General features: G+C 56.1%; 17 protein-coding genes. 16 read left to right on the forward strand and 1 reads right to left on the reverse strand.

Annotation, left to right across the window (positions count from 1 at the left end):
* The first annotated feature begins 32 nt into the window (after window positions 1-32).
* A complete protein-coding gene (cls, locus tag MKX42_RS03430; RefSeq protein WP_340751264.1) occupies window positions 33-1541 on the forward strand; it encodes a cardiolipin synthase in 1509 nt (502 codons plus the stop codon).
* Between the two features lie 148 nt (window positions 1542-1689).
* On the opposite strand, the gene MKX42_RS03435 is transcribed toward cls, so the two are convergent.
* A complete protein-coding gene (locus tag MKX42_RS03435; RefSeq protein WP_340751266.1) occupies window positions 1690-3231 on the reverse strand; it encodes a phospholipase D family protein in 1542 nt (513 codons plus the stop codon).
* 275 nt (window positions 3232-3506) lie between these two features.
* Here MKX42_RS03435 and MKX42_RS03440 point away from each other — a divergent pair, with 275 nt between their 5' ends.
* From MKX42_RS03440 to MKX42_RS03510, 15 genes are all read left to right on the forward strand, one after another.
* Entirely contained in the window at window positions 3507-4436 is a 930-nt protein-coding gene (locus tag MKX42_RS03440) for a MerR family transcriptional regulator (protein WP_340751268.1), read from the forward strand.
* Window positions 4437-4649: 213 nt separating this feature from the next.
* Entirely contained in the window at window positions 4650-6206 is a 1557-nt protein-coding gene (locus MKX42_RS03445) for a phytoene desaturase family protein (RefSeq protein WP_340751270.1), read from the forward strand.
* Window positions 6203-7723 carry a phytoene desaturase family protein gene (locus MKX42_RS03450; RefSeq protein ID WP_340751272.1) on the forward strand — a complete coding sequence of 507 codons (1521 nt, stop codon included), beginning with the start codon at window positions 6203-6205 and terminating at the stop codon, window positions 7721-7723. Before MKX42_RS03445 ends, MKX42_RS03450 begins: the two co-directional genes overlap by 4 nt.
* The gene (locus MKX42_RS03455; RefSeq protein WP_340751274.1) at window positions 7716-8573 is read left to right on the forward strand and encodes a phytoene/squalene synthase family protein; all 858 of its coding nucleotides are present in this window, start codon (window positions 7716-7718) and stop codon (window positions 8571-8573) included. The genes MKX42_RS03450 and MKX42_RS03455 overlap by 8 nt, the downstream gene beginning before the upstream one ends.
* Window positions 8574-8575: 2 nt before the next feature.
* Window positions 8576-9361, forward strand: coding sequence for a carotenoid biosynthesis protein (locus MKX42_RS03460; RefSeq protein WP_340751277.1), 786 nt, complete (start codon window positions 8576-8578; stop codon window positions 9359-9361).
* The gene (locus tag MKX42_RS03465; protein WP_340751279.1) at window positions 9330-10070 is read left to right on the forward strand and encodes a lysophospholipid acyltransferase family protein; all 741 of its coding nucleotides are present in this window, start codon (window positions 9330-9332) and stop codon (window positions 10068-10070) included. Before MKX42_RS03460 ends, MKX42_RS03465 begins: the two co-directional genes overlap by 32 nt.
* Window positions 10067-11224, forward strand: a complete 1158-nt coding sequence (locus MKX42_RS03470) for a glycosyltransferase (protein ID WP_340751280.1) — start codon at window positions 10067-10069, stop codon at window positions 11222-11224. The genes MKX42_RS03465 and MKX42_RS03470 overlap by 4 nt, the downstream gene beginning before the upstream one ends.
* On the forward strand, window positions 11221-12696 hold the full coding sequence (locus tag MKX42_RS03475; RefSeq protein ID WP_340751283.1) for a phytoene desaturase family protein: 1476 nt from the start codon (window positions 11221-11223) through the stop codon (window positions 12694-12696). Before MKX42_RS03470 ends, MKX42_RS03475 begins: the two co-directional genes overlap by 4 nt.
* A 304-nt stretch (window positions 12697-13000) precedes the next feature.
* Window positions 13001-14146, forward strand: a complete 1146-nt coding sequence (gene fni / locus MKX42_RS03480) for a type 2 isopentenyl-diphosphate Delta-isomerase (RefSeq protein ID WP_340751285.1) — start codon at window positions 13001-13003, stop codon at window positions 14144-14146.
* Window positions 14147-14190: 44 nt separating this feature from the next.
* Window positions 14191-14664: a GNAT family N-acetyltransferase gene (locus tag MKX42_RS03485; RefSeq protein ID WP_340751287.1), complete on the forward strand. Its 474-nt coding sequence runs from the start codon at window positions 14191-14193 to the stop codon at window positions 14662-14664.
* A 421-nt stretch (window positions 14665-15085) separates the two neighbouring features.
* Window positions 15086-16186 carry a redox-regulated ATPase YchF gene (gene ychF, locus MKX42_RS03490; protein ID WP_340751289.1) on the forward strand — a complete coding sequence of 367 codons (1101 nt, stop codon included), beginning with the start codon at window positions 15086-15088 and terminating at the stop codon, window positions 16184-16186.
* 231 nt (window positions 16187-16417) lie between these two features.
* On the forward strand, window positions 16418-17485 hold the full coding sequence (prfA, locus tag MKX42_RS03495; RefSeq protein ID WP_340751291.1) for a peptide chain release factor 1: 1068 nt from the start codon (window positions 16418-16420) through the stop codon (window positions 17483-17485).
* Window positions 17486-17489: 4 nt separating this feature from the next.
* Window positions 17490-18407, forward strand: a complete 918-nt coding sequence (gene prmC, locus MKX42_RS03500; RefSeq protein WP_445669294.1) for a peptide chain release factor N(5)-glutamine methyltransferase — start codon at window positions 17490-17492, stop codon at window positions 18405-18407.
* Window positions 18408-18757: 350 nt separating this feature from the next.
* Complete coding sequence (locus tag MKX42_RS03505) at window positions 18758-19951, forward strand: FtsW/RodA/SpoVE family cell cycle protein (protein ID WP_340751293.1); 1194 nt, start codon at window positions 18758-18760, stop codon at window positions 19949-19951.
* A gap of 235 nt (window positions 19952-20186) precedes the next feature.
* Window positions 20187-21383: an FtsW/RodA/SpoVE family cell cycle protein gene (locus tag MKX42_RS03510; RefSeq protein ID WP_340751295.1), complete on the forward strand. Its 1197-nt coding sequence runs from the start codon at window positions 20187-20189 to the stop codon at window positions 21381-21383.
* Window positions 21384-21480 lie beyond the last annotated feature (97 nt).

Here is a 21480-nt window from a genome sequence, read left to right on the forward strand (position 1 = left end):
GATAATCGGCGGAATGAGAAGGTAGGGTATCTATGAGAAGAGGTCTGCAGGCCATAGTCATTATAGCGGCTTTTGTGGCTTTCTATTATTTTGGATTTGGGATTTTCGGCAGCACCGCCGGAACCATTATCAGTATTTTTTCCACATTGACGGTCATCTCCATCGGACTCGGTATCTTCATGGAGAACCGCAATCCCTCTACCACCGTATCCTGGATTCTGCTGCTTGCGCTGATTCCGGTGCTGGGGCTGGTGTTCTACTTCCTGTTCGGACAGAATGTGTTCAAACGGCGCAAGTATGACAAAAAAGCCCAGCGCGATCTCATGGCCTATGAACGGATTGAGAATGACGCGCTGCGGATGCACCAGGATTGGTCAGTGTTCAGCCCTGCGCGGCAGAAGCTGCTGGGTCTGTCGCAGAGACTGGGCCGGACGCCGATTTCGTTCAGCTCGGAGACGCGCATCTTGACCAACGGTGAAGAGACCTTCGGTACGCTGCTGCTTGAGCTGCGGCAGGCGCAGCATCATATCCATATGGAATATTATATTTTCCGGGCGGACCATATCGGCACGCGCATTCAGCAGATTCTGATTGAGAAAGCCCGTGCGGGCGTGGCGGTCCGGTTCATGTATGATGCGGTCGGGAGCATCCAGCTCTCCAGAGCCTTCCTTAAGGAGCTTAGCGATGCGGGTGTGCAGGTGGCTGCTTACGGCAACTCCACCTCCTTTTTCTCCAGCCGGGTGAATTACCGCAATCACCGCAAAATCGTGGTCATCGACGGCGATGTCGGCTTCATGGGCGGGCTGAATGTCGGGGACGAGTACTTGAGCCGCAGCAAGACCTACGGGTTCTGGCGGGATACACATATGCTGCTGAGAGGCGAAGCGGTGCGGACGATGCAGATTATTTTTCTGCAGGACTGGATGCACACGACCGGCGAGAAAATCCTGGAACAGGATTACCTCTCCCCCCAGCTTCGCTTCACTACCGGAGACGGGGCGGTGCAGATTATTGCCAGCGGCCCGGATAATGAGCGGCGTGCGCTCAAGAACATTTTCTTCTCCATGATTACTACCGCGGAAAAATCGGTCTGGATCGCCAGTCCCTACTTCATCCCCGATGAGGATATACTGACTGCGCTGCGTGTGGCGGCGATGTCGGGGCTGGATGTCCGCCTGCTGTTCCCGGCCAAGCCGGATAAATGGATTCCGTTCCTGGCGTCCCATTCCTACTTCCCGGCGCTGCTGGAGTCGGGCGTGAAGATCTATGAATATGAGAAGGGCTTCATCCACTCCAAGCTGCTGATTGCAGACGGGGAGATTGCTACGATTGGAACAGCCAATATGGATATGCGCAGCTTCCATCTGAATTTTGAGGTGAACGCGCTGCTGCTGCAGACCGAGAGTGTCTCGCGCATTGTTGCAGACTTCGAGCGTGACTTGCAGTCCACCCGGCAGATTGTCCATGAGACCTTCATGGAGAAAAGACTGCTGGAGCGGCTGCTGGAATCCGCAGCCCGGCTGATGTCTCCGCTGCTGTAAGCGGACAAGCAGAATAAAAAACGGTACCGTCCTTTGGGACACGGTACCGTTTTTTTGTTGTTGTTTAGGAAATTATGATTTTCTTCTGTTGTGGATAAGTGGCGCGCAGGTAATCTCATTCACCCGTAAGGTTGATTTTGTTGTTCCATCAGAAGGTAGTGAATCCAAGCCGGGTCTGTATCCGGTAGAGGAGATACTTAAGCCATGTAGTCTCACTCTGATATTCTCCCAGCGGCAGGCTGTATTCAGCGCCCTCGTTGTTCCATAGCCGGTTGAAGTAGCCCTCCACCTCCGCATACAACGGCTGTTCCCGTGGAACGGACACCCAAAGGTCATTCTCCAGGTTATAGTCGTCCAGATTCCGGGCTGTGAAGTTCGTCGATCCGCCCAAGACAATAGAGTCGCCTGATGCCTTGGCGATGAACAGCAGCTTGCTGTGATACTGCTCCTCGCCTGTGTTGTACCAGCGGATCAGGATATTTCCTTCCGAGCGGCGGTCCAAGTCCATCGCAACCGGGCGGTTCGGGATGCCGATTTTGTCCCGTCCGAAGGCATTCTGGTTAGGATCAAGCAGCAATCTGACCTGGGCACCGCGAGCATCTGCGGCAAGCAGGGCATCAATAATTTTGTCGTCCGCCAGATAGAACATACCCATCCAGATGCCATCTCCGGGTCCCGCAGCAGCAATCCCTTCCAGCGCATATTTGTACACCTTGCCTTCGGTCAGATAGCGGACTCCAAGCGGAGCTTCACCGGCGGCAGGCTGCTTGAACTCAGGGGGCTTGCTTAGCAGGGGGCCGGCTCCCGAGAGATTAGCCGCTGCCTGCTCGCTCCGGAGAATATCCTCCTGAATAGGACCTTGCACCTCCAGGGCGATGTTGGAATGATATGCGCTGGCGTCATGCACATTGCCGGAGGAGATCAGAGCGGTGTTCTCGCTCAGCACGACCTTGCGGTGGTTGGCCTTGACATTCAGCAGCTTCAGATAGGAACGGGCGGTAATGTCCGGTCCTCCGCTGGCCATCAGATTCGGAATCCAGCCGGTGCCGGATTGCCCGAACCACTGGATGAAGGTACGCCAGACCGCCGAATAAGCCGGTGTAGAATCACGCAGATCGTCCACATCCGTAAAGATGACCTTAATCCCGGCCGCGCTCAGCTCATCCAGGAGGGCGTTCGGCGCAGAGCCGTAATTCGTATTCACCTCATCGGTGATGAAGACGATCTCCATGGCGGGATAGGCGGCCTTCTGGGCTAGCAGCTTATCGGTAAGCTGTCTGCTGACAGCGGGGAATTGCTGGTCTGTATGGGTATAGTTATTGAACAGGAACAGATCGATCACCAGGAATTGTCTGGACTCTTCAATAATCTTCAGGATTCTGGGCAGAATCTGTTCCTCCCTTGCCTGCTTCCCGCTGTTGTCCTGATAGGTCAGATCATGCCAGAAGGCGACCGTATTGACCTTATAAGCAGGGCTCTCCGTAGAAAGTCCGGGCGGCAGCGGCTTGTGGGTCTGGTAGAGCATCACTCCGGCCAGCCACAGGAGAAGAAGGATCAGGGAAATCAGGAGCCTCGGGCGTCGGCGCAGGAAGAAGTGCGTCTGGCGCTTGCGGCGGGATGCCGTAATGGCACCTGAAGCCAGCGTGAGCTGTAACTGTTCGGGTGTGACGGGATGGCGGCCTTGATTCATAGTTATCCTCCTGGGTCTGCTGCCGGGTCAGAGCTTTACATGGTGGCCCGGTATAGTAAGTACCTATAACGCCGGCTAAGGAGAAGTGAAGCAGCTGACGGCAAAATCCCTGAATATTCTAGTGTTACAATAAGCGCTGCTTTTCATCCCTACCCTATCTGCAGGCGGCGAAATACATGTTCTGGTGACATAATACAGATGCAATTGTATAATGAGTGTAAATAATTTGTATAAGGTTTGAATCTTCAAAAGTATTCAGTGTAAACAGGAAGCGAGTGAGAACCATCGTGTATTCCATCAAACAGGTCGTCGAAATGCTCGATATTCCCTCTGTCACTCTGCGGGCGTGGGAGAACCGGTATCAGGCTGTCGTCCCGGAACGTACCGAGTCCGGCTATAGACTGTACAACCAACAGAATATTGAGGACCTTCGCTGGTTGAAGGAACAAACCGATAAACCGGGCATCAGTATCTCACATGCTGTGCGGATGCTGAAGCAGCATAAGCAGAAGGACCTGGATGAACGTCTGTCCGTTGCGGGCGGTGACCCCAAGGATGCCTTGGACAAAATGCGGCAGCAGATCTATGCAGCGCTGCTCGACATCCAGGGTGAGCGGGCCGACGCCCTGATCGATTTCGGGTTCTCCCTCTATGGCTATGAGGCGATGGTCCACCAGGTGCTGGTGCCCGTTCTGGTGAAGGTTGGTGATGCCTGGGAGCAAGGGACGGCAACGGTGGCCCAGGAGCATTACATGACGCATATGATAACGAACCGGCTATCCCAGTTCTTTCACGTGTTCCCGGTGTATGCCCATCTGCACAAGGTGCTTGCCTTCTGCCCGGCGGGAGAGCATCACCAGGTCGGCCTGCTGCTGTTCTCGCTGTTCCTGCGCAGGAACGGGGTTGAAGTTATCTATTTGGGGTCCAATACGCCTGAGGACGGTGTGATGGAGCTGCTGGCGAAGCAAGAGCGGATCGGAGCCGTCTGCTTGTCCGTTACGAATGGCACGCTGGTCCCTTATACGGAGGAGCTGCTTGAACGGCTGGGCAGCCTGTACCCGGAGATGCAGCTCATTGCGGGCGGCAAAGCTTATGAGGGAATCGGCCTCAAGGATACCAACGCCACTTATGTGATGACGGAGCCGCCGGAGCAGTGGCAAGCCTGGTTCGATCAGGAATTTGCCGTAATTCGGCATAGGGCGTAGCAAATATAGCGGAGTTTAATAGGCAGTAGATAGCAAAAGAACCGGTCAGAACCCTTGTACAGGGCTGACCGGTTCTTTTGCTATGGACAAGTCTAGCAACCAAATTGCTGGAAGTGCGGCGGATGATATTTACATGGCCCGGCAAAGTATGTATGATAATTGTATCACTATTGTATAGGTTTTGTATAATGTTTGAACGAAGGAGGATGTCGCTTGATCCGAACCACAGATACCGCAAAAGTCGCAGTAATCGGCGCAGGGCCAGGCGGGTTAGCCGCCGCCATGCTGCTTGCCGCCGAAGGATATGAAGTAGATCTCTATGAACAGCAAGCGGCGGTTGGCGGAAGATCAGGAGAATTGAAGCTGGGAGACTACCGTTTCGACCGGGGAGCTACCTTTTTGATGATGCCTCATTTGCTGGAGGAGCTGTTCACTCTGGCAGGGCGTTCTGTGCATGATTATGTTGCGCTTACGCCGCTTGATCCGCTGTACTCCCTGCATTTTGAAGATACCGTATTTACGCCTTCTACGAACCAGGATCAGACGGCCGAGGAGATTGAGCGGCTGTTCCCAGGCAACGGCAGCGGCTACCGCCGGTTCATGGCAGATGAAGCCGACAAGCTGGAGCGGGTGATTCCGCTGCTGCAGCGTCCGTTCCAATCGTTAGGGGATTATGTCAAAAGAGATGTGTTCCACGCGCTGCCCAAGCTGAACGCTACAGACACCGTCTACAACCGGCTGTCCCGTTATTTCGATGACGAGCGGCTGCGGTTCTCGTTCACATTCCAGGCCAAGTATCTGGGGATGTCGCCTTGGGAATGTCCGGGTACCTTCACGATTCTGTCTTACATGGAGCACCGTTACGGCCTGTACCATCCGACCGGCGGAATTAACCGAGTGCTCCAGGCTATGGCTGGGGTCATACAGGAGCATGGCGGGCGGGTCCATACCGCAAGCGGAGTGAAACGCATTATCGTCAAGGACGGGCAGGCCGCGGGCTTGCTGCTGGAGAACGGGGAGAAGGTGGATGCGGATTATATTGTGATTGGTGCAGATTTTGGTTCTGCAATGACACAATTGTTCGAGCCTGGACTTCTGAAGAAATATGCCCCTGCCAAGATTGCCCGCAAAAGATATTCCTGCTCCACCGCCATGCTCTACCTCGGTGTGGATGGAGAGGTGGACCTGGGGCATCATTCGGTTCATTTCGCAGACGATTACCGGCGTAATGTCAGAGAGATCACAGAGCTGGGCGTTCTGTCGGAGGATGCTTCTATCTATATTCATAATCCGTCAGTTATCGATAAGACACTGGCGCCTCCCGGTAAGTCCTCGCTCTATGTGTTGATGCCAGTACCTAATCTGAGTGCGGACATCAACTGGGAGCAAGAGCGTGCGGAGGTAGAGGACTGGATGATGGAGCGGCTGCAGCAGATCCCGCAGCTCGCGGGAATTGCAGGACGAGTGGAAGAGAGCCTGTTCTTCTCCCCGCTCGACTGGAAAAACCAGCAGAATGTATATAACGGGGCCACCTTCAATCTGGCTCATAATCTCGGGCAGATGATGCATCTGCGGCCGCATAATACCTTCGAGGAGGTACGCGGCATCTGGCTGGTCGGCGGGGGAACCCATCCGGGCAGCGGCCTGCCTACAATCTTTGAGTCGGCCAAGATCAGCGCACGGCTGCTGCGGGAGCATGACCAGGCTGTGCGGGGGCGGTTCACGGTACAGGCAGGCGCGCCAGGCGCAGGTGCGGGGGTTCCGCTATGAGCCGCATTGCCATCGTAGGCAGCGGAATCGGCGGTCTGACGGCGGCACTGCTGCTTACCCGCCAGGGCCATGAGGTGGTTATCTATGAACGGGCAGCCCAAGCGGGCGGGCGTGTGGCCTTTGAAGAGCAGGACGGCTACCGGATTGACCGCGGGCCTACCATCGTGCTGCTGCCGGAGATGCTTCTGGGTATTCTGGAAGAAGGCGGCCTTCCGCGATCCAGCTTGGAGCTGCTGCACTGTGATCCGCTCTACCGGGTTCACTTCAGAAGCGGGCGGGTGCTGACCAAATTCGCGGATGCTTCAGCGCAGGCGGAGGAGATTGACCGGCTCTATCCCGGAGAGGGCAAGGGCTTCACCCGGTTCATGAAGGACATGTCGGTGCTGTATCCGCAGGGGCGGACCTCGTTCCTGGAGCGGGGGTATGCAAGCGGGCGGGAATTCTTTAGTCCGGCTAACCTGTCGCTGATGATCCGCCTGCGCGCCTACCGGAATCTGCGCTCTGCTATCGGCCAGTATTTTCGGAATGAGGAGCTTAAGGATGCGTTCTCCCTGCAGAGCCTCTATATTGGAGGAGCGCCCTTCCGCACACCGGGCATCTACACCATGCTTCCTTACGCCGAGCATGCCTTTGGCATCTGGATGCTGAAGGGCGGATACGGGATGCTGCCGCAGATCATGGCCCGGGAGCTGGAAGACCGCGGGGTACAGATTCATACGGGCAACGAGGTGGAGTCCTTGCTTGTTGAAGGAAGCCGCTGCTGCGGAGTTGTTGTTCAGGGACAGTCGATTCCCTATGATGCTGTTCTGTACAATGGAGATTTCCCGAATGTAGAGCAATTGCTGCCTCCAGGTGTGTTCAAGCAGGAACAGGCACCGGTTGTGATGGCGAATCAGGGCAGAGCCGTATCGGCTAAGGCCATAAAACGCGGAACCTGGAAGCCCTCCTCGGGCTGTCTGCTGATCTATGCAGCCACGGATAAGCGCTGGCCGGATTCGCTGGTGCACCAGTTTTTCCTGCCGGACAGTCTGAATAGCAGTCTTCACGAGCTGTTTGACCGGGGACAAATTCCCCAGGATTCATCTTATTATGTATTTAATCCGGTAGCGCTGGACGATAGTGCGGCTCCTCCCGGACAAAGCGTGCTGTATTTCCTTGTTCCCGTCCCGGCGGTGCCGGATAAGAACTGGGAGGAAATAGCCGGAGCACTAGCCGATAAAGTCATGGCGGATGCCGAGAAGCGGGGCTTCCCCGGGCTTGCCGCGAGTGTGATCTGGCGCAGATTGAGAACGCCTGCCGATGCGGAGCAGGAAGGAATGTACGGCGGGGGCAGCTTCGGTATTGCACCGCTGCTGAGCCAGTCGGGGGTATTCCGGCCCCAGCCGAAGCCATATCCGCTTAAGGGATTGTATGCCGCAGGTGCTTCCGTGCATCCGGGCGGCGGTGTGCCAATCGTGATGCAGGGAGCGAAGCTTGCTGTTCAGGAAATGATAAAGGAGATGAGCGTACATGGATGAAAGGATACTGCAGCAATGTGAGGAACTGATGAAGAAAGGGTCCACTTCGTTCCATAAGGCGTTTGATGTTCTGCCAAGTCCCAGGCGTGAAGCGGTGCATGTTATTTATGCCTTCTGCCGGATTATAGACGATAGTGTGGATGAGCCGGAAGGCGCGCCGTACAGCATTCATGAGCTGCGGGAGCATTTCATGAATCTGGAGCAGGCGGACGGGCATTTCATCTGGCCGGCGCTGCGCTGGCTGTTCAGCAGCTTCCCGCAGCTTCAGCTTGAGCCGTTTCTTTTGCAAATGGAGGGACAGCTTAGAGATCTTACCTTCACAGCCTATGACACGATGGAGCAGCTTAAGGATTACTGTTATCTTGTAGCGGGAACGGTAGGGGAGATGCTGCTGCCTGTTCTGCGGGATGATCAGAGTGAAGCAGCACGGACATCGGGAATTGCGCTGGGGATAGGAATGCAACTGGTGAATATCATCCGCGATGTGGGTGAGGATCTCAGAAGAGGACGCAGATACGTGCCGCTTGAGGTGATGGACAGACATGGCTACAGCCAGCAGGAGCTTGAGGACGGAGAGGTCAATCACCGTTTCACCGCTGTTATTCAGGAGTTGCGGACAGAAGCGCTGAACTGGTTCCGGCAAGGACTTACGCATGTGCATACGTATCCTTTGGAGAGCGGTCTTGCCATTGAACTTGCCGCATCCTTCTATGCTGCTATTCTGGATGCTGTGGAGGCAGACGGGTATGATGTTTTCCGCAAAAGATCCTATGTCAGCGATGAAGCCAAGCTTCAGATGTTCCAGCGTACGGTCGTGCGTTATGCCGGTGTAAGAACTGCGGTGGTCTAACGATGGTCCGAACCCTTTTTTGGATCTGGTATATCATCGGTGCGCTGCTCTTAATCGTGTTCGGAATTCCGGATAGTCTGAAGTTCTCTAACGGATTATTTCTCGTATTCTATGGTGCCTACGGGTTGGACTTAGTAATCAAGGGGCAATTCAAACCCTTCATGTCTGACTGGTCAGTCAATTCTTCAGGAGGCCAGATGACCAAGCGATTCTGGTATGCTGCGGCTCTTATCTGGTTAGGCGGAATGGCCGTCGAATGGGTAGGTGTGCATTCCGGCCGGTTGTTTGGGGATTATAATTATTCTACGATTCTCGGGCCTTTATTGTTTGGTGTGCCGGTTACACTGGGCTTCGCCTGGATTGCCGTTGTGTGCAATGCTGTGCTGATCAGCCATGATTTCGGACAGCGCGGCCTCCGGCTCCTGCTGCTGCGGGCGGTGCAGGTTGGCTTCTGGACGGTCCTGATGGATCTGGTGCTTGACCCTGTTGCCCATGCCAGGAACTTCTGGCATTGGGAGGGCGGCGGGGGCTTCTATCAGGTGCCCTGGAGCAATTTTGGCGGCTGGCTGATTGCAGGCGCTGCGTTGTCCATGCTGCTCCCGGCTGTGCCGCTCACCCGCCTGGCTGCCCGCCGGGGCACCCGCCTGTATCAGGCGATATTGATTCTGTTCGGCCTAATCAGCCTGACAGAGGGGCTGCCTGCCTGCGCGGTGATCGCCGGGGCAGGCGCCTTCTTAGCCGAAGGGAGTCTGCGCTATGCTGGAAGCCATTCCATCGGGAAGGTTTGACTGGTTATTCTATCGTTATAATTCCATGTACCTGCTGCGCAGACATTTCCACTTCATCGGACTCAGCGGAGAGCTTCAGCCCGCTGCCGCTGCCGGGCGGGGGATTCTCTACCTCATGAATCACAGCTCGTGGTGGGACGGCCTGCTGGCCTATCACGCCGCAGGGAAGCTGCCGGGGAAGCGTCACTATTTCATGATGGAAGAGGAGCAGCTCCGCAAGTATGCTTTCTTCAGGAAGCTTGGCGCGTATTCCATCAACCCCGGAAGTCCAGGGGATGCGCGGGCTTCCCTGCGCTATACAGCCGGGCTGCTGGAGGCGGGTGAGAGTGTCTGGATGTACCCTGAAGGAGAAATCCTGCCGCTGGAGCACCGGCCGCTGAGTCTGAAGGAAGGGGCTTCCTTGGCGCTGCGGCTCAGTCCGCAGACGGCCGTAGTCCCAGTGACGCTATACCACGGCCTGTTCCGGCATACCAAGCCGGAAGCTACGCTGCTGGCCGGTGCGCCGCTGCTGCTCCCTTGGGCGGAGATGGACCGCTCGGCGATAGCCCGGCTGCTGGAGACTGTTCTTGGCGGACAACTGGAGTCACACCGCTGCAGAGTTCTTAACCATCAAGGCTATATGCCGGATGAATTCCAGCCGCTCCTCAGCCGGGGGAGATCAACCAATGAATGGCTTGACCTGCTGCGGCCGGGCGGAGGGAGAGGATGAATATGTTCTTTCAGGCTGTAACCGGTATTCTGCTGCTCCAGCTTTTGTTCGCAATGTGGAATGCAGCGCAGCTCCCTAAGCTGGGGGCAGCACCGGGAGCAAGAGCGGCGCAGGCACTGTCAGCACTGGCGTCCTCCCGGACCTTGCGCTTGTCGGTGCTGATCCCCGCCCGGAATGAAGCGGATAATATTGGGGATTGCCTCTCCTCCGTACTGGCCTCAAGCACCGGTAGTACCGGGGCGGAGATTATTGTGCTGGATGATTCATCGACTGACGGAACGGGTGCTATTGCCGAAGCGGCTGGCAGCGGCAGAGTAAGCGTTCTGAAAGGAAAAGAGCTGCCGGAGGGCTGGCTGGGCAAGTCCCATGCCTGCGCTCAGCTTGCAGAAGCGGCAAGCGGGGACTGGCTGCTGTTCCTGGACGCAGATGTCCGTCTTCAGCAGGGGGCGCTTCAGGCGGCACTCTCTGCTGCTGAAGCAGCGGGCGGCGGCATGATTACAGGCTTCCCCCGGCAGATGACCGGAACCTGGCTGGAGCGGCTGGTTGTTCCCCTGATGGTCTTCACCATCATCTGCCACCTGCCCATTCCGCTGGTCCGCGGCTCCAGAGATCCGCGCTTTGTTGCGGCTCATGGAGGCTTCATCCTGATTCACCGGGACAGTTACGACAGCTGCGGCGGGCATGAGGCCATCCGCAGCGAGCTGGTGGATGACATGGCGCTGGCCCGCGCTGTGAAACGTTCAGGCGGGACAGTGACGCTCATGGATGTTACGGAGCAGGTGTTCATGCGGATGTACCACAATGCCCGGCAAGTATGGAACGGCTACCGGAAAAATATCTATGCCGGTATCGGCCGCAGTCCGGTGCTGCTGCTGGGTGTGCTTATTGCGTATCTGTCCCTGTATGCGGTGCCCGCCGCCGCCGTTCTGTACTATGGCCTAAGCGGACAGCCAGGCGCGGCGCTCTGGCCTGCTGCTGCGCTGCTTGCAGGTCTGGCCGTGAAACGGACCAGTGATGCTGCCGGACGGCAGCCGTTCTGGTTCTGTCTCTTACTCCCGGCGAGTATACTCTGCCTGTCGCTGATTGCTGTGGCGTCCTGGCGCGGAAGCCGCACGCGCGCAGGCTATGAATGGAAAGGAAGGCGTTATGGATGAAACCGAAGGCAGTAATCATAGGCGCCGGATTTGGGGGGCTGTCCTGTGCGGTCACCCTTGCCGCAGAGGGCTGGGAAGTCACTGTGCTGGAACGCCAGCAGCAGCCCGGCGGCAAGCTGCAGCGTGTGCAGGCGGGGGGCTACACCTTCGACCGCGGCCCAAGTACGATTACGATGCCCCATGTCTTCCGCTCGCTCTATGAGCTTGCGGGAGCCCGCATGGAGGATTATGTCCGGCTCTATGAGCTGGAGCCGCGCACCCGCAATGTCTTTGCAGACGGCAAGGTGGTCGATTTCTCAAGGAATACCGGGCGAATGCGTGAGCAAATAGCCTCCTATAGCCCGGCAGATGCTGCGAAATTCCCGGAGTTTCTGGAGGAAGCTTCGCGGCTGTATCAGCTCAGCGAGAAGCAGTTCTTGAACAGGCTGCTGCTGTCCTGGAGGGATAAGCTCTCCCCTTCCCTTGTGCGGGATCTGGTGCGGGTCCGGCCTTTTCTCAGCCTGCATGACCTGCTGCTCCGCTACTTCAGCCATCCTAATACGCTGGCTATGCTGGGCCGCTATGCCACCTATGTCGGATCATCGCCGTATCGTTCCCCCTCCATCTTCGCCATGCTTGGTCATCTGGAGATTCAGGAAGGCGTTTACGGGGTGAAGGGCGGCACCTATGAATTAATCAGCGGTCTGTCTGCACTCGCCCGGAAGCTGGATGTGCAGCTGATTACTGGCACGGAGGTAACAGGGATTTCCGTAGTCTCCGGTGCGGTAGAAGGTGTGGATACGGCGCAGGGCTTCTACCCGGCCAAGACTGTGATTGCCGGTGGCGATGTCCTGAGCATCAACAAGATGCTGCTGCCTGAAACGGCTCGTCCGGGAATGACGGACCGCAAGATTGAAGCCTACGAACCCTCCCTGTCCGGGCTGGTAACGCTGGCGGGCTTGCAGCGTACGTATGATAAGCTGCTGCATCATACGGTGTTTTTCCCGGAGAACTATGAGCAGGAATTCAAGGATATCTTCGAGCATAAACGTCCGCCGCAGCAGCCGACTGTGTATGTATGCCACTCCGGTTATTCCGAGCCTGAGATGGCGCCTGCGGGCGGCAGTAACCTGTTCATTCTGGCTAATGCACCTTATCTAAGCCCGGCCTGTGATTGGAGTGAGGAGAGGGGGGCGTACGGGGAGCGGGTAATGTCTGTGCTGGAGAGCCACGGTGTGAGCGGGCTGGCTTCAGCAGATGTGCTGGAGCGATACACCCCGCAGGATATCGCCCGCGATACGCTGGCGCATCAGGGGGCCATTTACGGAATATCCTCCAATACGGTGAAGCAGACCTTCTCCCGCCCGGGCAACCGTTCCAGCGATGTTAAGGGACTGTGGTATGTGGGCGGCACCACGCATCCAGGCGGGGGAACCCCTGTGGTGTCCTTGTCCGGCAGACTGGTGGGCGAATATATTGCAAGCCATGTATGAAGAGTGAGCACCCCGCCAGCGTTCAACGGCCGAGCAGGGTTGTGCTATAGTTGTGCTATAATGGAAGGTAATTATGGAGCGGGATATATTGCAAGTGGAGACGGTTTCGCCGCCTTTTAGGGGCGGCACCGGTCTTTGAATAACTCGTAGAGTGACTTTGTTGCTGAATGTATGCTAATAACCGAATACAATCGGCTGGTACAACGGCGCATGGGCCGAATGTATGTGAAAAACAGCATACATTCTCCGTAGGGTGATGTTGTTATAGTAAGAGAATAGTGCAGCAGAAACGGAGGAAGACAGCATGAATGATATGCCGCGAAACGGTGTGCCGCAGAGCGCTGTGGAGCCGTCAGTAACAGAGCCCCCGCCAGGGCAGGAGGCAGCAGGCCCAGGCCTTGCCGGACATAAATCTCTGCTGCCCGACTCCAGAACAGGGGAACGGAAGATTGAGCATGTACGGCTCTGCCTGAATGAAGATGTGGCCGGCAGCGGAATTACAACCGGGTTCGAGCAGTACCGGTTTCGCCATAACGCGCTGCCTGAGCTGGATTACGATACCATCTCACTGGGCACTGAATTCTTAGGCCGTGCGCTGCGTACCCCGCTGCTGATCAGCTCCATGACGGGGGGAAGCGCGGCTACAGGGAAGATTAATGAGCGGCTGGCCGAAGCGGCGGAGCGCCGGGGCTGGGCGCTGGGAGTCGGCTCAGTGCGCGCGGCTGTAGAACGCGCGGAGCTGGCGGCTACCTTCCATGTGCGGGCCAAGGCACCCACGATTCCGGTCATTGCCAATGTCGGAGCCGTGCAGCTCGCCTACGGCTTCGGGGTAGAAGAATGCCGCCGGGCGGTTGAGATTGCCGGAGCGGACTGGCTGGTTCTCCATCTGAACGGGCTGCAGGAGGTATTCCAGCCCGAGGGTGACACCGGCTTCGGTTCTCTGCTGAAGCGGATAGAGGCATTATGCCGGACCCTTGAGATTCCAGTGGGGATCAAGGAGGTCGGCTGGGGGATTGACGGCGATACCGCCGCCCGGCTGTATCAGGCGGGCGCTGCCTTCATTGATGTAGCCGGAGCTGGCGGCACTTCCTGGAGCCAGGTAGAGAAGTTCCGCAGCATCGACCCGGTACGGCGTGCGGCAGCTGAGGCCTTCGCCGACTGGGGCATTCCCACAGCGGAGTGCATTGCCGAGGTCCGCGCGGTCTCCCCGCACGGGGCATTGATCGGCAGCGGCGGGCTGAAGCACGGCGTCGATGCCGCCAAGGCGCTGGCCCTTGGCGCTGATCTGGCGGGCTTCGGACGGGGGCTGCTGGGTCCGGCCGTCAGCTCCGAGGAGGCGCTGGACCAGGCGCTGGCCCAGGTAGAGCTGGAGCTGCGGACGGTGATGTTCGGCATCGGCGCGCCGGACCTTGCCGCACTGCGCGGAACGCCCCGTCTGGTCCGGCGCTGACGCCAGGCTTGCTTTTATAATCAGAACTGAAGGAAGGTATCCAAATGACGATTACATTGGTCCCGATGGACGAAACTGCGTTTCAGTCGTTCTTGAAGCAATCTACCCGCGACTACGCAGAAGAGAAAGTACAAGCCGGTGCCTGGGATGCAGATACAGCGTTAGCGCAGGCCCAAGAATCGATGAATCGCTACCTGCCGCAAGGCCTCAATACGGCGGGAGCTTATTTCTATTCGGTAGTAGAGGACGCTTCGGGAACTCAAGCAGGTTATCTCTGGTTCAACGTGACCGAGAACCGCGGGGTGCGGGAGGCGTTCATTTATGACATCTATATCTTTGAGCCGTTCCAGGGCCGGGGCTATGGTAAGCAGACACTGCTCCTGCTGGATGAAGAAGCTAAGAAGCTGAAGGCGGCCAAGATCGGCCTGCATGTCTTCGGGCATAACGAACGCGCCTTCGGGCTATACAAGAAAATGGGCTTCCAGGTTACAGACATCACAATGTCCAAGACGCTGTAGCCCGCAGGCGGAAGGTAGCACCAGGCAGGCATAAGGTTCTGCACAGCACCAGCCGAAGTAACTGGACTCCTCAAGGAGTCTTTTTGCATAAGGGGCAGTGTTCGGGAGTAAGTGCGGCCGTGTGTGAGCCAACGATTCACGGAAAAACGAACAAAATGGGACTGGCGCAACGTGTAGTCGAAATGTAGTCGAAAAACCGATTGCAATTGGAGCGGACGTGCCATGTAGGCTGGATGTAGTCGAAAAACCGCTTACAACGGGCAGCGCCAAGTAAATATTTTTTACCCGGTAAGATGAGTTTGGCTCCCCGCCCTTGACATCCGCTGTTGCTGGAGAATTTGTTCTAATATATAATGGTTTGAGATCAGTTCGGTATTTCATGCGGTGATCAAACCAACCGAAAATAGGAGTTGTCATATAAATGGCTTTGAAAGCAGGTATCGTTGGACTTCCCAACGTAGGCAAATCGACATTATTCAATGCAATTACACAAGCGGGCGCAGAATCCGCCAACTATCCGTTCTGCACCATCGACCCGAACGTCGGGGTTGTAGAAGTACCGGACGAACGTCTGGATAAGCTGGTGGAGCTGGTACAGCCGAACAAGACGGTTCCGACCGCTTTTGAATTCGTCGATATTGCCGGACTGGTGCGCGGTGCGAGCAAGGGCGAAGGCCTGGGCAACAAGTTCCTGGCCCATATCCGCGAGGTGGATGCCATTGTTCATGTGGTTCGCTGCTTCGTCGATGAGAACGTGACCCATGTAGACGGCAAGGTGAATCCGATCAGCGATATCCAGACGATTAACCTGGAGCTGATTCTGGCTGACCTGGAGAGCGTGGAGAAGCGGATTGAGCGTTCCCGCAAAAACATCAAGGGCGGCGACAAAAAATACGCCCAGGAAGTAGAAGTACTGGAGCGCGTCAAGGAAGCCCTGTATCAGGACCAGCCTGCACGCAGTCTGGAGTTGTCTGACGATGAGCGCCTGATCGTGCGTGATCTTCACCTGCTCACCCTGAAGCCGGTACTGTACGCGGCGAATGTGGGCGAGGATGAAGTGGCGACTGCCGAGGAGAATCCTTATGTACAGCAGGTCCGTGAATTCGCAGCGGCCGAGAATGCTGAAGTCGTGCCGATCAGCGCGAAGGTGGAAGCAGAGATTGCAGAGCTGGAAGGCGAAGACAAGGAGATGTTCCTGGAGGAGCTGGGGCTGCAGGAATCCGGGCTCAACCGTCTGATCAAAGCGGCTTACAAGCTGCTGGGTCTGTACACTTATTTCACTGCGGGCGTTCAAGAGGTTCGTGCCTGGACCATCCGCAAGGGCACGAAGGCCCCTGGAGCAGCGGGCGTGATTCATACGGACTTCGAGCGCGGTTTTATCCGGGCGGAGGTTGTAGCTTACACCGATTTGGTGGCGGCAGGCTCAATGAACGGTGCAAAGGAACGCGGGCAGCTGCGTCTGGAAGGTAAGGAATATCTGGTGCAGGACGGCGACGTTATGCATTTCCGGTTCAACGTATAGATACTTTTCGCTTGTTATAGAGAGGCCATTCAGGAGTAGAGGTTTGCTTGCTGGATGGTTTCTTTGTGTCATCTGAATCTTTTTTCAAAAGATATCCCCATTCCCGCCGCTGGCAGTGTAGCCAATTGAGGCTTGTGGTGGTATAATATAAAGTCGTATATCTACTTCAGTTGTAGCAACAATTTAAAGTAATATGGAACGAAGAATTTGAATCAGGAGAGGTGAATTCCCTTGTTGGACCGATTGCAATCCCTGGCGGACCGCTATGAGAAACTCAGTGAACTGCTATGTGACCCGGATGTTGCAAGCGACAGTAAGAAACTGAGGGACTATTCCAAAGAACAATCCGACTTGCAGCCCGCCTTCGAGGCGTATAGCGAATATAAGAACGTAATGGAAGAGCTCGAAGCTGCGAAGATGATGCAGGCCGAGAAGCTTGATGATGAAATGAAAGAAATGGTCAAGATGGAGATCGATGAGCTGTCCGGGCGTCAGGCCATTCTTGAGGAGAAGATTCGTCTGCTCCTGCTGCCTAAGGACCCTAACGACGACAAGAACGTAATCGTGGAAATCCGCGGCGCAGCCGGCGGGGACGAAGCGGCCTTGTTCGCCTCTGATCTCTACCGGATGTATACCCGTTATGCCGATACCCAGGGCTGGCGCGTAGAGCTGATGGATGTGAACACGAATGATCTCGGCGGCTTCAAGGAAGTGATCTTCCTGATTAACGGGCGCGGCGCTTACAGCAAAATGAAATTCGAAAGCGGCGCACACCGTGTGCAGCGCATACCTACCACAGAATCCGGCGGACGTATCCATACGTCTACCTCTACGGTTGCGGTAATGCCGGAAGCGGAAGATTTCGAAATCGAGATTCATGACAAGGATATCCGTGTCGATACCTTCTGTTCGAGCGGCGCGGGCGGACAATCCGTTAACACGACCAAATCAGCAGTACGTGTAACCCATGTACCTACGGGGATCGTGGCTACCTGCCAGGACGGCAAGTCCCAGAACTCGAACAAGGATAAGGCGCTGAAGGTGCTGCGTACCCGGATCTCGGATCTGAAGCGTCAGGAAGAGGAAGCGAAGTATTCCGGAGAACGTAAAAGCAAGGTGGGAACCGGTGACCGCAGTGAGCGTATCCGTACCTACAACTTCCCGCAGAGCCGTGTGACGGATCACCGGATTGGCTTAACCCTCCACCGTCTGGATCAGGTGATGAACGGGGATATTACCGAGATTATCTCGGCACTGTCAATTGCGGAACAAGCAGAATTGATGGAAAAAGGAGAATAATGCTTTGAAACACGACTCTTATGTCATGCCTGACGTGCAAAGCATCCGGGAAGCCTTTGCGGAGGCTTCTTCTTTTTTGGCCGGACACGGCCTTACGGAGCCGCAGCGCAGCAGCCAGCTCCTGCTGGAGCATGTGCTGGGCTTGTCCGGGGCGGCTTATTATATGGCGCTGGCTGATCCGTTCCCGCTGGCGCGCAAGGCCGATTGGGAAGCGCTGGTGACCCGCCGGGCGGCGGGAGAACCGGTGCAATACATCACCCGCGAACAGGAATTCTACGGCCGGGCCTTCGAGGTCACGCCCGATGTGCTGATCCCCCGCCCGGAGACGGAGCTGCTCGTCGAGGCGATCCTGAAGTACGGCGCGGAGCTATGGCCGGACGGGCTGGCGGGGGGGCGGGGCGAAGCCGCACACCCGCTGACCGCCGTCGATATCGGCGCCGGCAGCGGGGCAATCTCCGTCACGCTAGCGGCGGAAGCGCCGGCGTGGCGGGTCTGCGCCGGCGATATCTCGCCCGGCGCGCTGGCCGTGGCCCGGCGCAATGCGCAGCGGCACGGCACGGCGGTGGACCTGCGGCTCGGCGATCTGCTCGAGCCGTTCGCGGGGGTGGAGACGGATATCCTCGTCTCCAACCCGCCGTACATCCCCGGCGGCGACATCGCCGGGCTGCAGCGCGAGGTGCGCGATCATGAGCCGCGCACGGCACTGGACGGCGGCGGTGACGGGCTGGACCCGTACCGCCGCATGATGGAGCAGCTGCCGCTGCTCCCGGCTCCGCCGCGCCTGGTCGGCTTTGAGCTCGGCCAGGGGCAGGCCGGGCAGGTGGCCGGACTGCTGCGGGCCGCTGGACATTGGGACGAGATCATCACCATCGATGATCTCGCCGGGATTCCCCGGCATGTGCTCGGGATTGCACGCCGGTGACGGGGAACGGACTGAGAAGACGCTATTTGCTCAAATAACGCGAAATGACCAACTCTTGTGGACTGAGAAGACCTTATTACCTGTAAACAAGCCTGTTTGAGCAACCAACTGAACGAATAGCGTCCTCTCTGTCCGCATAACTTCCGGGAAGGTACTTTTGCAGCGAATAAGGTCCACTCAGTCCGCTGCAGGGGAGGCGGCCCGGCTATTCGCCTGACAGAGTACCCCCAAACGATGGAAATTGTATTTAGGCGGCTCCTTCCTTTACAATAGACATGACGGAACTTCTGCCTGGGCTGCTGCCGGGAGACAAGAACGGGAAGAACCAGTACTGAGTAAGGAGACAGAATATGCTTCAGAAGATTAAGAAGATTGACGGCGTCATCCTGGTGATACTTGTGCTGCTGATGGTAGTCAGCATTTTCTCCATATACAGTGTGACCCACGGGCGTGAGAGGCTGGACGGGTCGCATATTAAGATGATCAAATTCTATATCGTGGGCTTTGTTGCCTTTATCGGGTTGACGTTCGTGGATTATCGCCTGCTTGTAAAATATGCGTTATATGTGTACATCACGGGGATTGGCATTCTGATTCTGGTCAGCTTCGTCGGCACAGAGCAGAACGGTGCACAAGGATGGATTAAGTTCGGCAACAGCTTCAGTCTTCAGCCGGCGGAGCTGTTCAAGCTGATTCTGATTCTGTTCCTGGCAGCTGTGCTTGTACGCAAAAATAAAAATAAGCTGCTGTTCTGGCGTGATGTGGTCCCGCTGGGATTATTCAGTCTCATGCCGTTTGTCATCGTAATCAGCCAGAATGACCTGGGGAATGCGCTCTCGTACATCGTTATTCTGATTGGTCTCCTGTGGATCGGCAATATTAAGTTCACCCATGCGCTGATCGGGCTGCTGGTTATAGGCGGCTCTGCGGCTGCCGGAATTATGAGCTATATTCATTATCACGATGAAATTAAGGATTTCCTGACAGATATCAAACGCTCACACTGGATTGAGCGCTTCGACCCGTGGCTAGTGCCGGATAAGGCAACGGCCAAGGCAATTTATCATACGAAGAACGCCAAAATGGCGATCGCCTCCGGCGGAATGAGCGGAGAAGGCTATATGACGGGCAGCTCGGTGCAGACCGACCGTGTCCCGTACACCTATTCGGACTCCATTTTTGTCCAGATTGCGGAGGAATACGGCTTTGTCGGGTCGGCGCTGGTGCTGCTGCTGTACTTTATCCTCATTCACCGGATGATATTAATTGCTCTGGAGTGCAAGGATAGAGGCGGGCCGTTCCTGATCGTCGGGGTGGTGGCGATGCTGCTGTACCAGATTTTTGAGAATATCGGGGCCTTCCTGGGCCTGATGCCGCTGACCGGGATTACGCTGCCGTTCATCAGCTTCGGGGGAACCTCACTGCTGATCAATATGGCGAGCATAGGGCTTGTCATGAGCGTGCGTCTGCATGGGCAAGAGGTGGAGGAGGATCTGCCAAGTCCTGCGCTGTATTCTTCCCCGGCTCCTGCCAAAAGAAGCTGACCTATTGAGAATAGCTGAGCGATACCTGAATACCGGAATTCTTCGTTAACGAAGGGTTCCGGTATTTTTTTGCAGCTGCCGTTCTTAGAAGCAGGATGAAGTGGATCAGCTATGCAGAAATAGAAAAATTGAATAGATGCTCCCAATTGAATTACAATGGAAATTAGTGGGTTGAAGCCTGGGCTGGGTGCAGCGGGCGGATTCCTAATCCGGAGAGGTTGAGGGGTATATCCTTATGTTGCAGAGAATCAAAAGAATAGACGGCAGCATTGTGCTTATTTTGATTGTGCTGATGGGGATCTGTATCTTCTCCATTTACAGCGTGACTCACGGAAGAGACGGCCTGGATGGTATGCATCTCACCATGCTGCAGTATTATGCGCTGGGTTTTATCGCTTTTATCCTGATCTCCTTGTTCGATTACCGTTTGCTGGTGCGGTATGGACTCTATATTTATATCGCCGGGATCGGGATTCTGCTGTCGGTCAGCTTTTTCGGCAAGGTGAAGAACGGTGCCCAGGGCTGGATCGGTATCGGAGATTTAAGCATTCAGCCGGCGGAGCTGTTCAAGCTGATTCTGATTATTTTTCTGACCACCATGCTTGTCCGCAAAAATAAAACCCGGCTCCAGTTCTGGCGCGATGTCGTGCCGCTGGGTCTGATTGCATTCATGCCGTGCGCGCTGGTCATCGTCCAGAATGATTTGGGCAATGCGCTCAGCTATATCGTAATCCTGCTTGGCCTGCTATGGATCGGACATATCAAATTCTCCCATGCGCTGATCGGGCTGATTATCGCGGGCGGGGCAATTCTGGGCTTCATCCTGTGCTACATCAACTATCACGAACAGACGGTTGATTTCATTGAAAAAACGCTGGGCCGGGACCATTTCGTCAGCCGGTTTGACCCTTGGCTGGTGCCTGAGCTGGCCAGCAGCACTGCGAGCTATCAGACGAAAAATGCCCAGACGGCGATCGGCTCCGGGGGTCTGAAGGGAGAAGGCTATCTGCAGGGCAGCTCCGTACAGAGCAACCGTGTGCCGTATCTGTATTCGGAATCGATTTTTGTGCAGATTGGGGAAGAATTCGGCTTCCTGGGCGCAGCGGCGCTGCTGATGCTCTTTTTTATCCTGATCCACAGATTAATATTGATTGCCTTGGAATGCAGGGACCGCGGCGGGCCGCTGCTAATTGTCGGGATCGTGGCAATGCTGCTGTATCAGATTCTGGAGAATATCGGTGCGATGACCGGACTGATGCCGTTGACCGGCATTACCCTGCCGTTCATCAGCTACGGCGGAACCTCGCTGCTGATTAATATGGCCTGTATGGGGATAGCGATGAGCGTAAGGCTCTACGGGCAGGATGTGGAGGACGATCTTCCGCTGCCGCAGCCGCACGCGAAGGGCAAATCCCTTTTGTCCAAAATCTAGCCGCTAGGGTTCCTACTTCATAAATAATAGATTACTAGGTTTGCAGTCTCTCATTCCTGGACATACTGGGAACATAAGAGGTTCAGAGGGAGAGGGG

Source organism: Paenibacillus sp. FSL R7-0204, from assembly GCF_038002225.1.
Classification (GTDB): domain Bacteria; phylum Bacillota; class Bacilli; order Paenibacillales; family Paenibacillaceae; genus Paenibacillus_AQ.

Bases quoted from the DNA above. Each gene is read 5' to 3' on its own strand.
- MKX42_RS03475 (WP_340751283.1), top strand. From the start codon at position 11,221: ATGAAACCGAAGGCAGTAATCATAGGCGCCGGATTTGGGGGGCTGTCC.
- MKX42_RS03450 (WP_340751272.1), top strand. From the start codon at position 6,203: ATGAGCCGCATTGCCATCGTAGGCAGCGGAATCGGCGGTCTGACGGCG.
- ychF (WP_340751289.1), top strand. From the start codon at position 15,086: ATGGCTTTGAAAGCAGGTATCGTTGGACTTCCCAACGTAGGCAAATCG.
- cls (WP_340751264.1), top strand. From the start codon at position 33: ATGAGAAGAGGTCTGCAGGCCATAGTCATTATAGCGGCTTTTGTGGCT.
- fni (WP_340751285.1), top strand. From the start codon at position 13,001: ATGAATGATATGCCGCGAAACGGTGTGCCGCAGAGCGCTGTGGAGCCG.
- MKX42_RS03465 (WP_340751279.1), top strand. From the start codon at position 9,330: ATGCTGGAAGCCATTCCATCGGGAAGGTTTGACTGGTTATTCTATCGT.
- MKX42_RS03505 (WP_340751293.1), top strand. From the start codon at position 18,758: ATGCTTCAGAAGATTAAGAAGATTGACGGCGTCATCCTGGTGATACTT.
- MKX42_RS03510 (WP_340751295.1), top strand. From the start codon at position 20,187: ATGTTGCAGAGAATCAAAAGAATAGACGGCAGCATTGTGCTTATTTTG.
- MKX42_RS03470 (WP_340751280.1), top strand. From the start codon at position 10,067: ATGAATATGTTCTTTCAGGCTGTAACCGGTATTCTGCTGCTCCAGCTT.
- MKX42_RS03455 (WP_340751274.1), top strand. From the start codon at position 7,716: ATGGATGAAAGGATACTGCAGCAATGTGAGGAACTGATGAAGAAAGGG.
- MKX42_RS03485 (WP_340751287.1), top strand. From the start codon at position 14,191: ATGACGATTACATTGGTCCCGATGGACGAAACTGCGTTTCAGTCGTTC.
- MKX42_RS03435 (WP_340751266.1), bottom strand. From the start codon at position 3,231: ATGAATCAAGGCCGCCATCCCGTCACACCCGAACAGTTACAGCTCACG.
- MKX42_RS03460 (WP_340751277.1), top strand. From the start codon at position 8,576: ATGGTCCGAACCCTTTTTTGGATCTGGTATATCATCGGTGCGCTGCTC.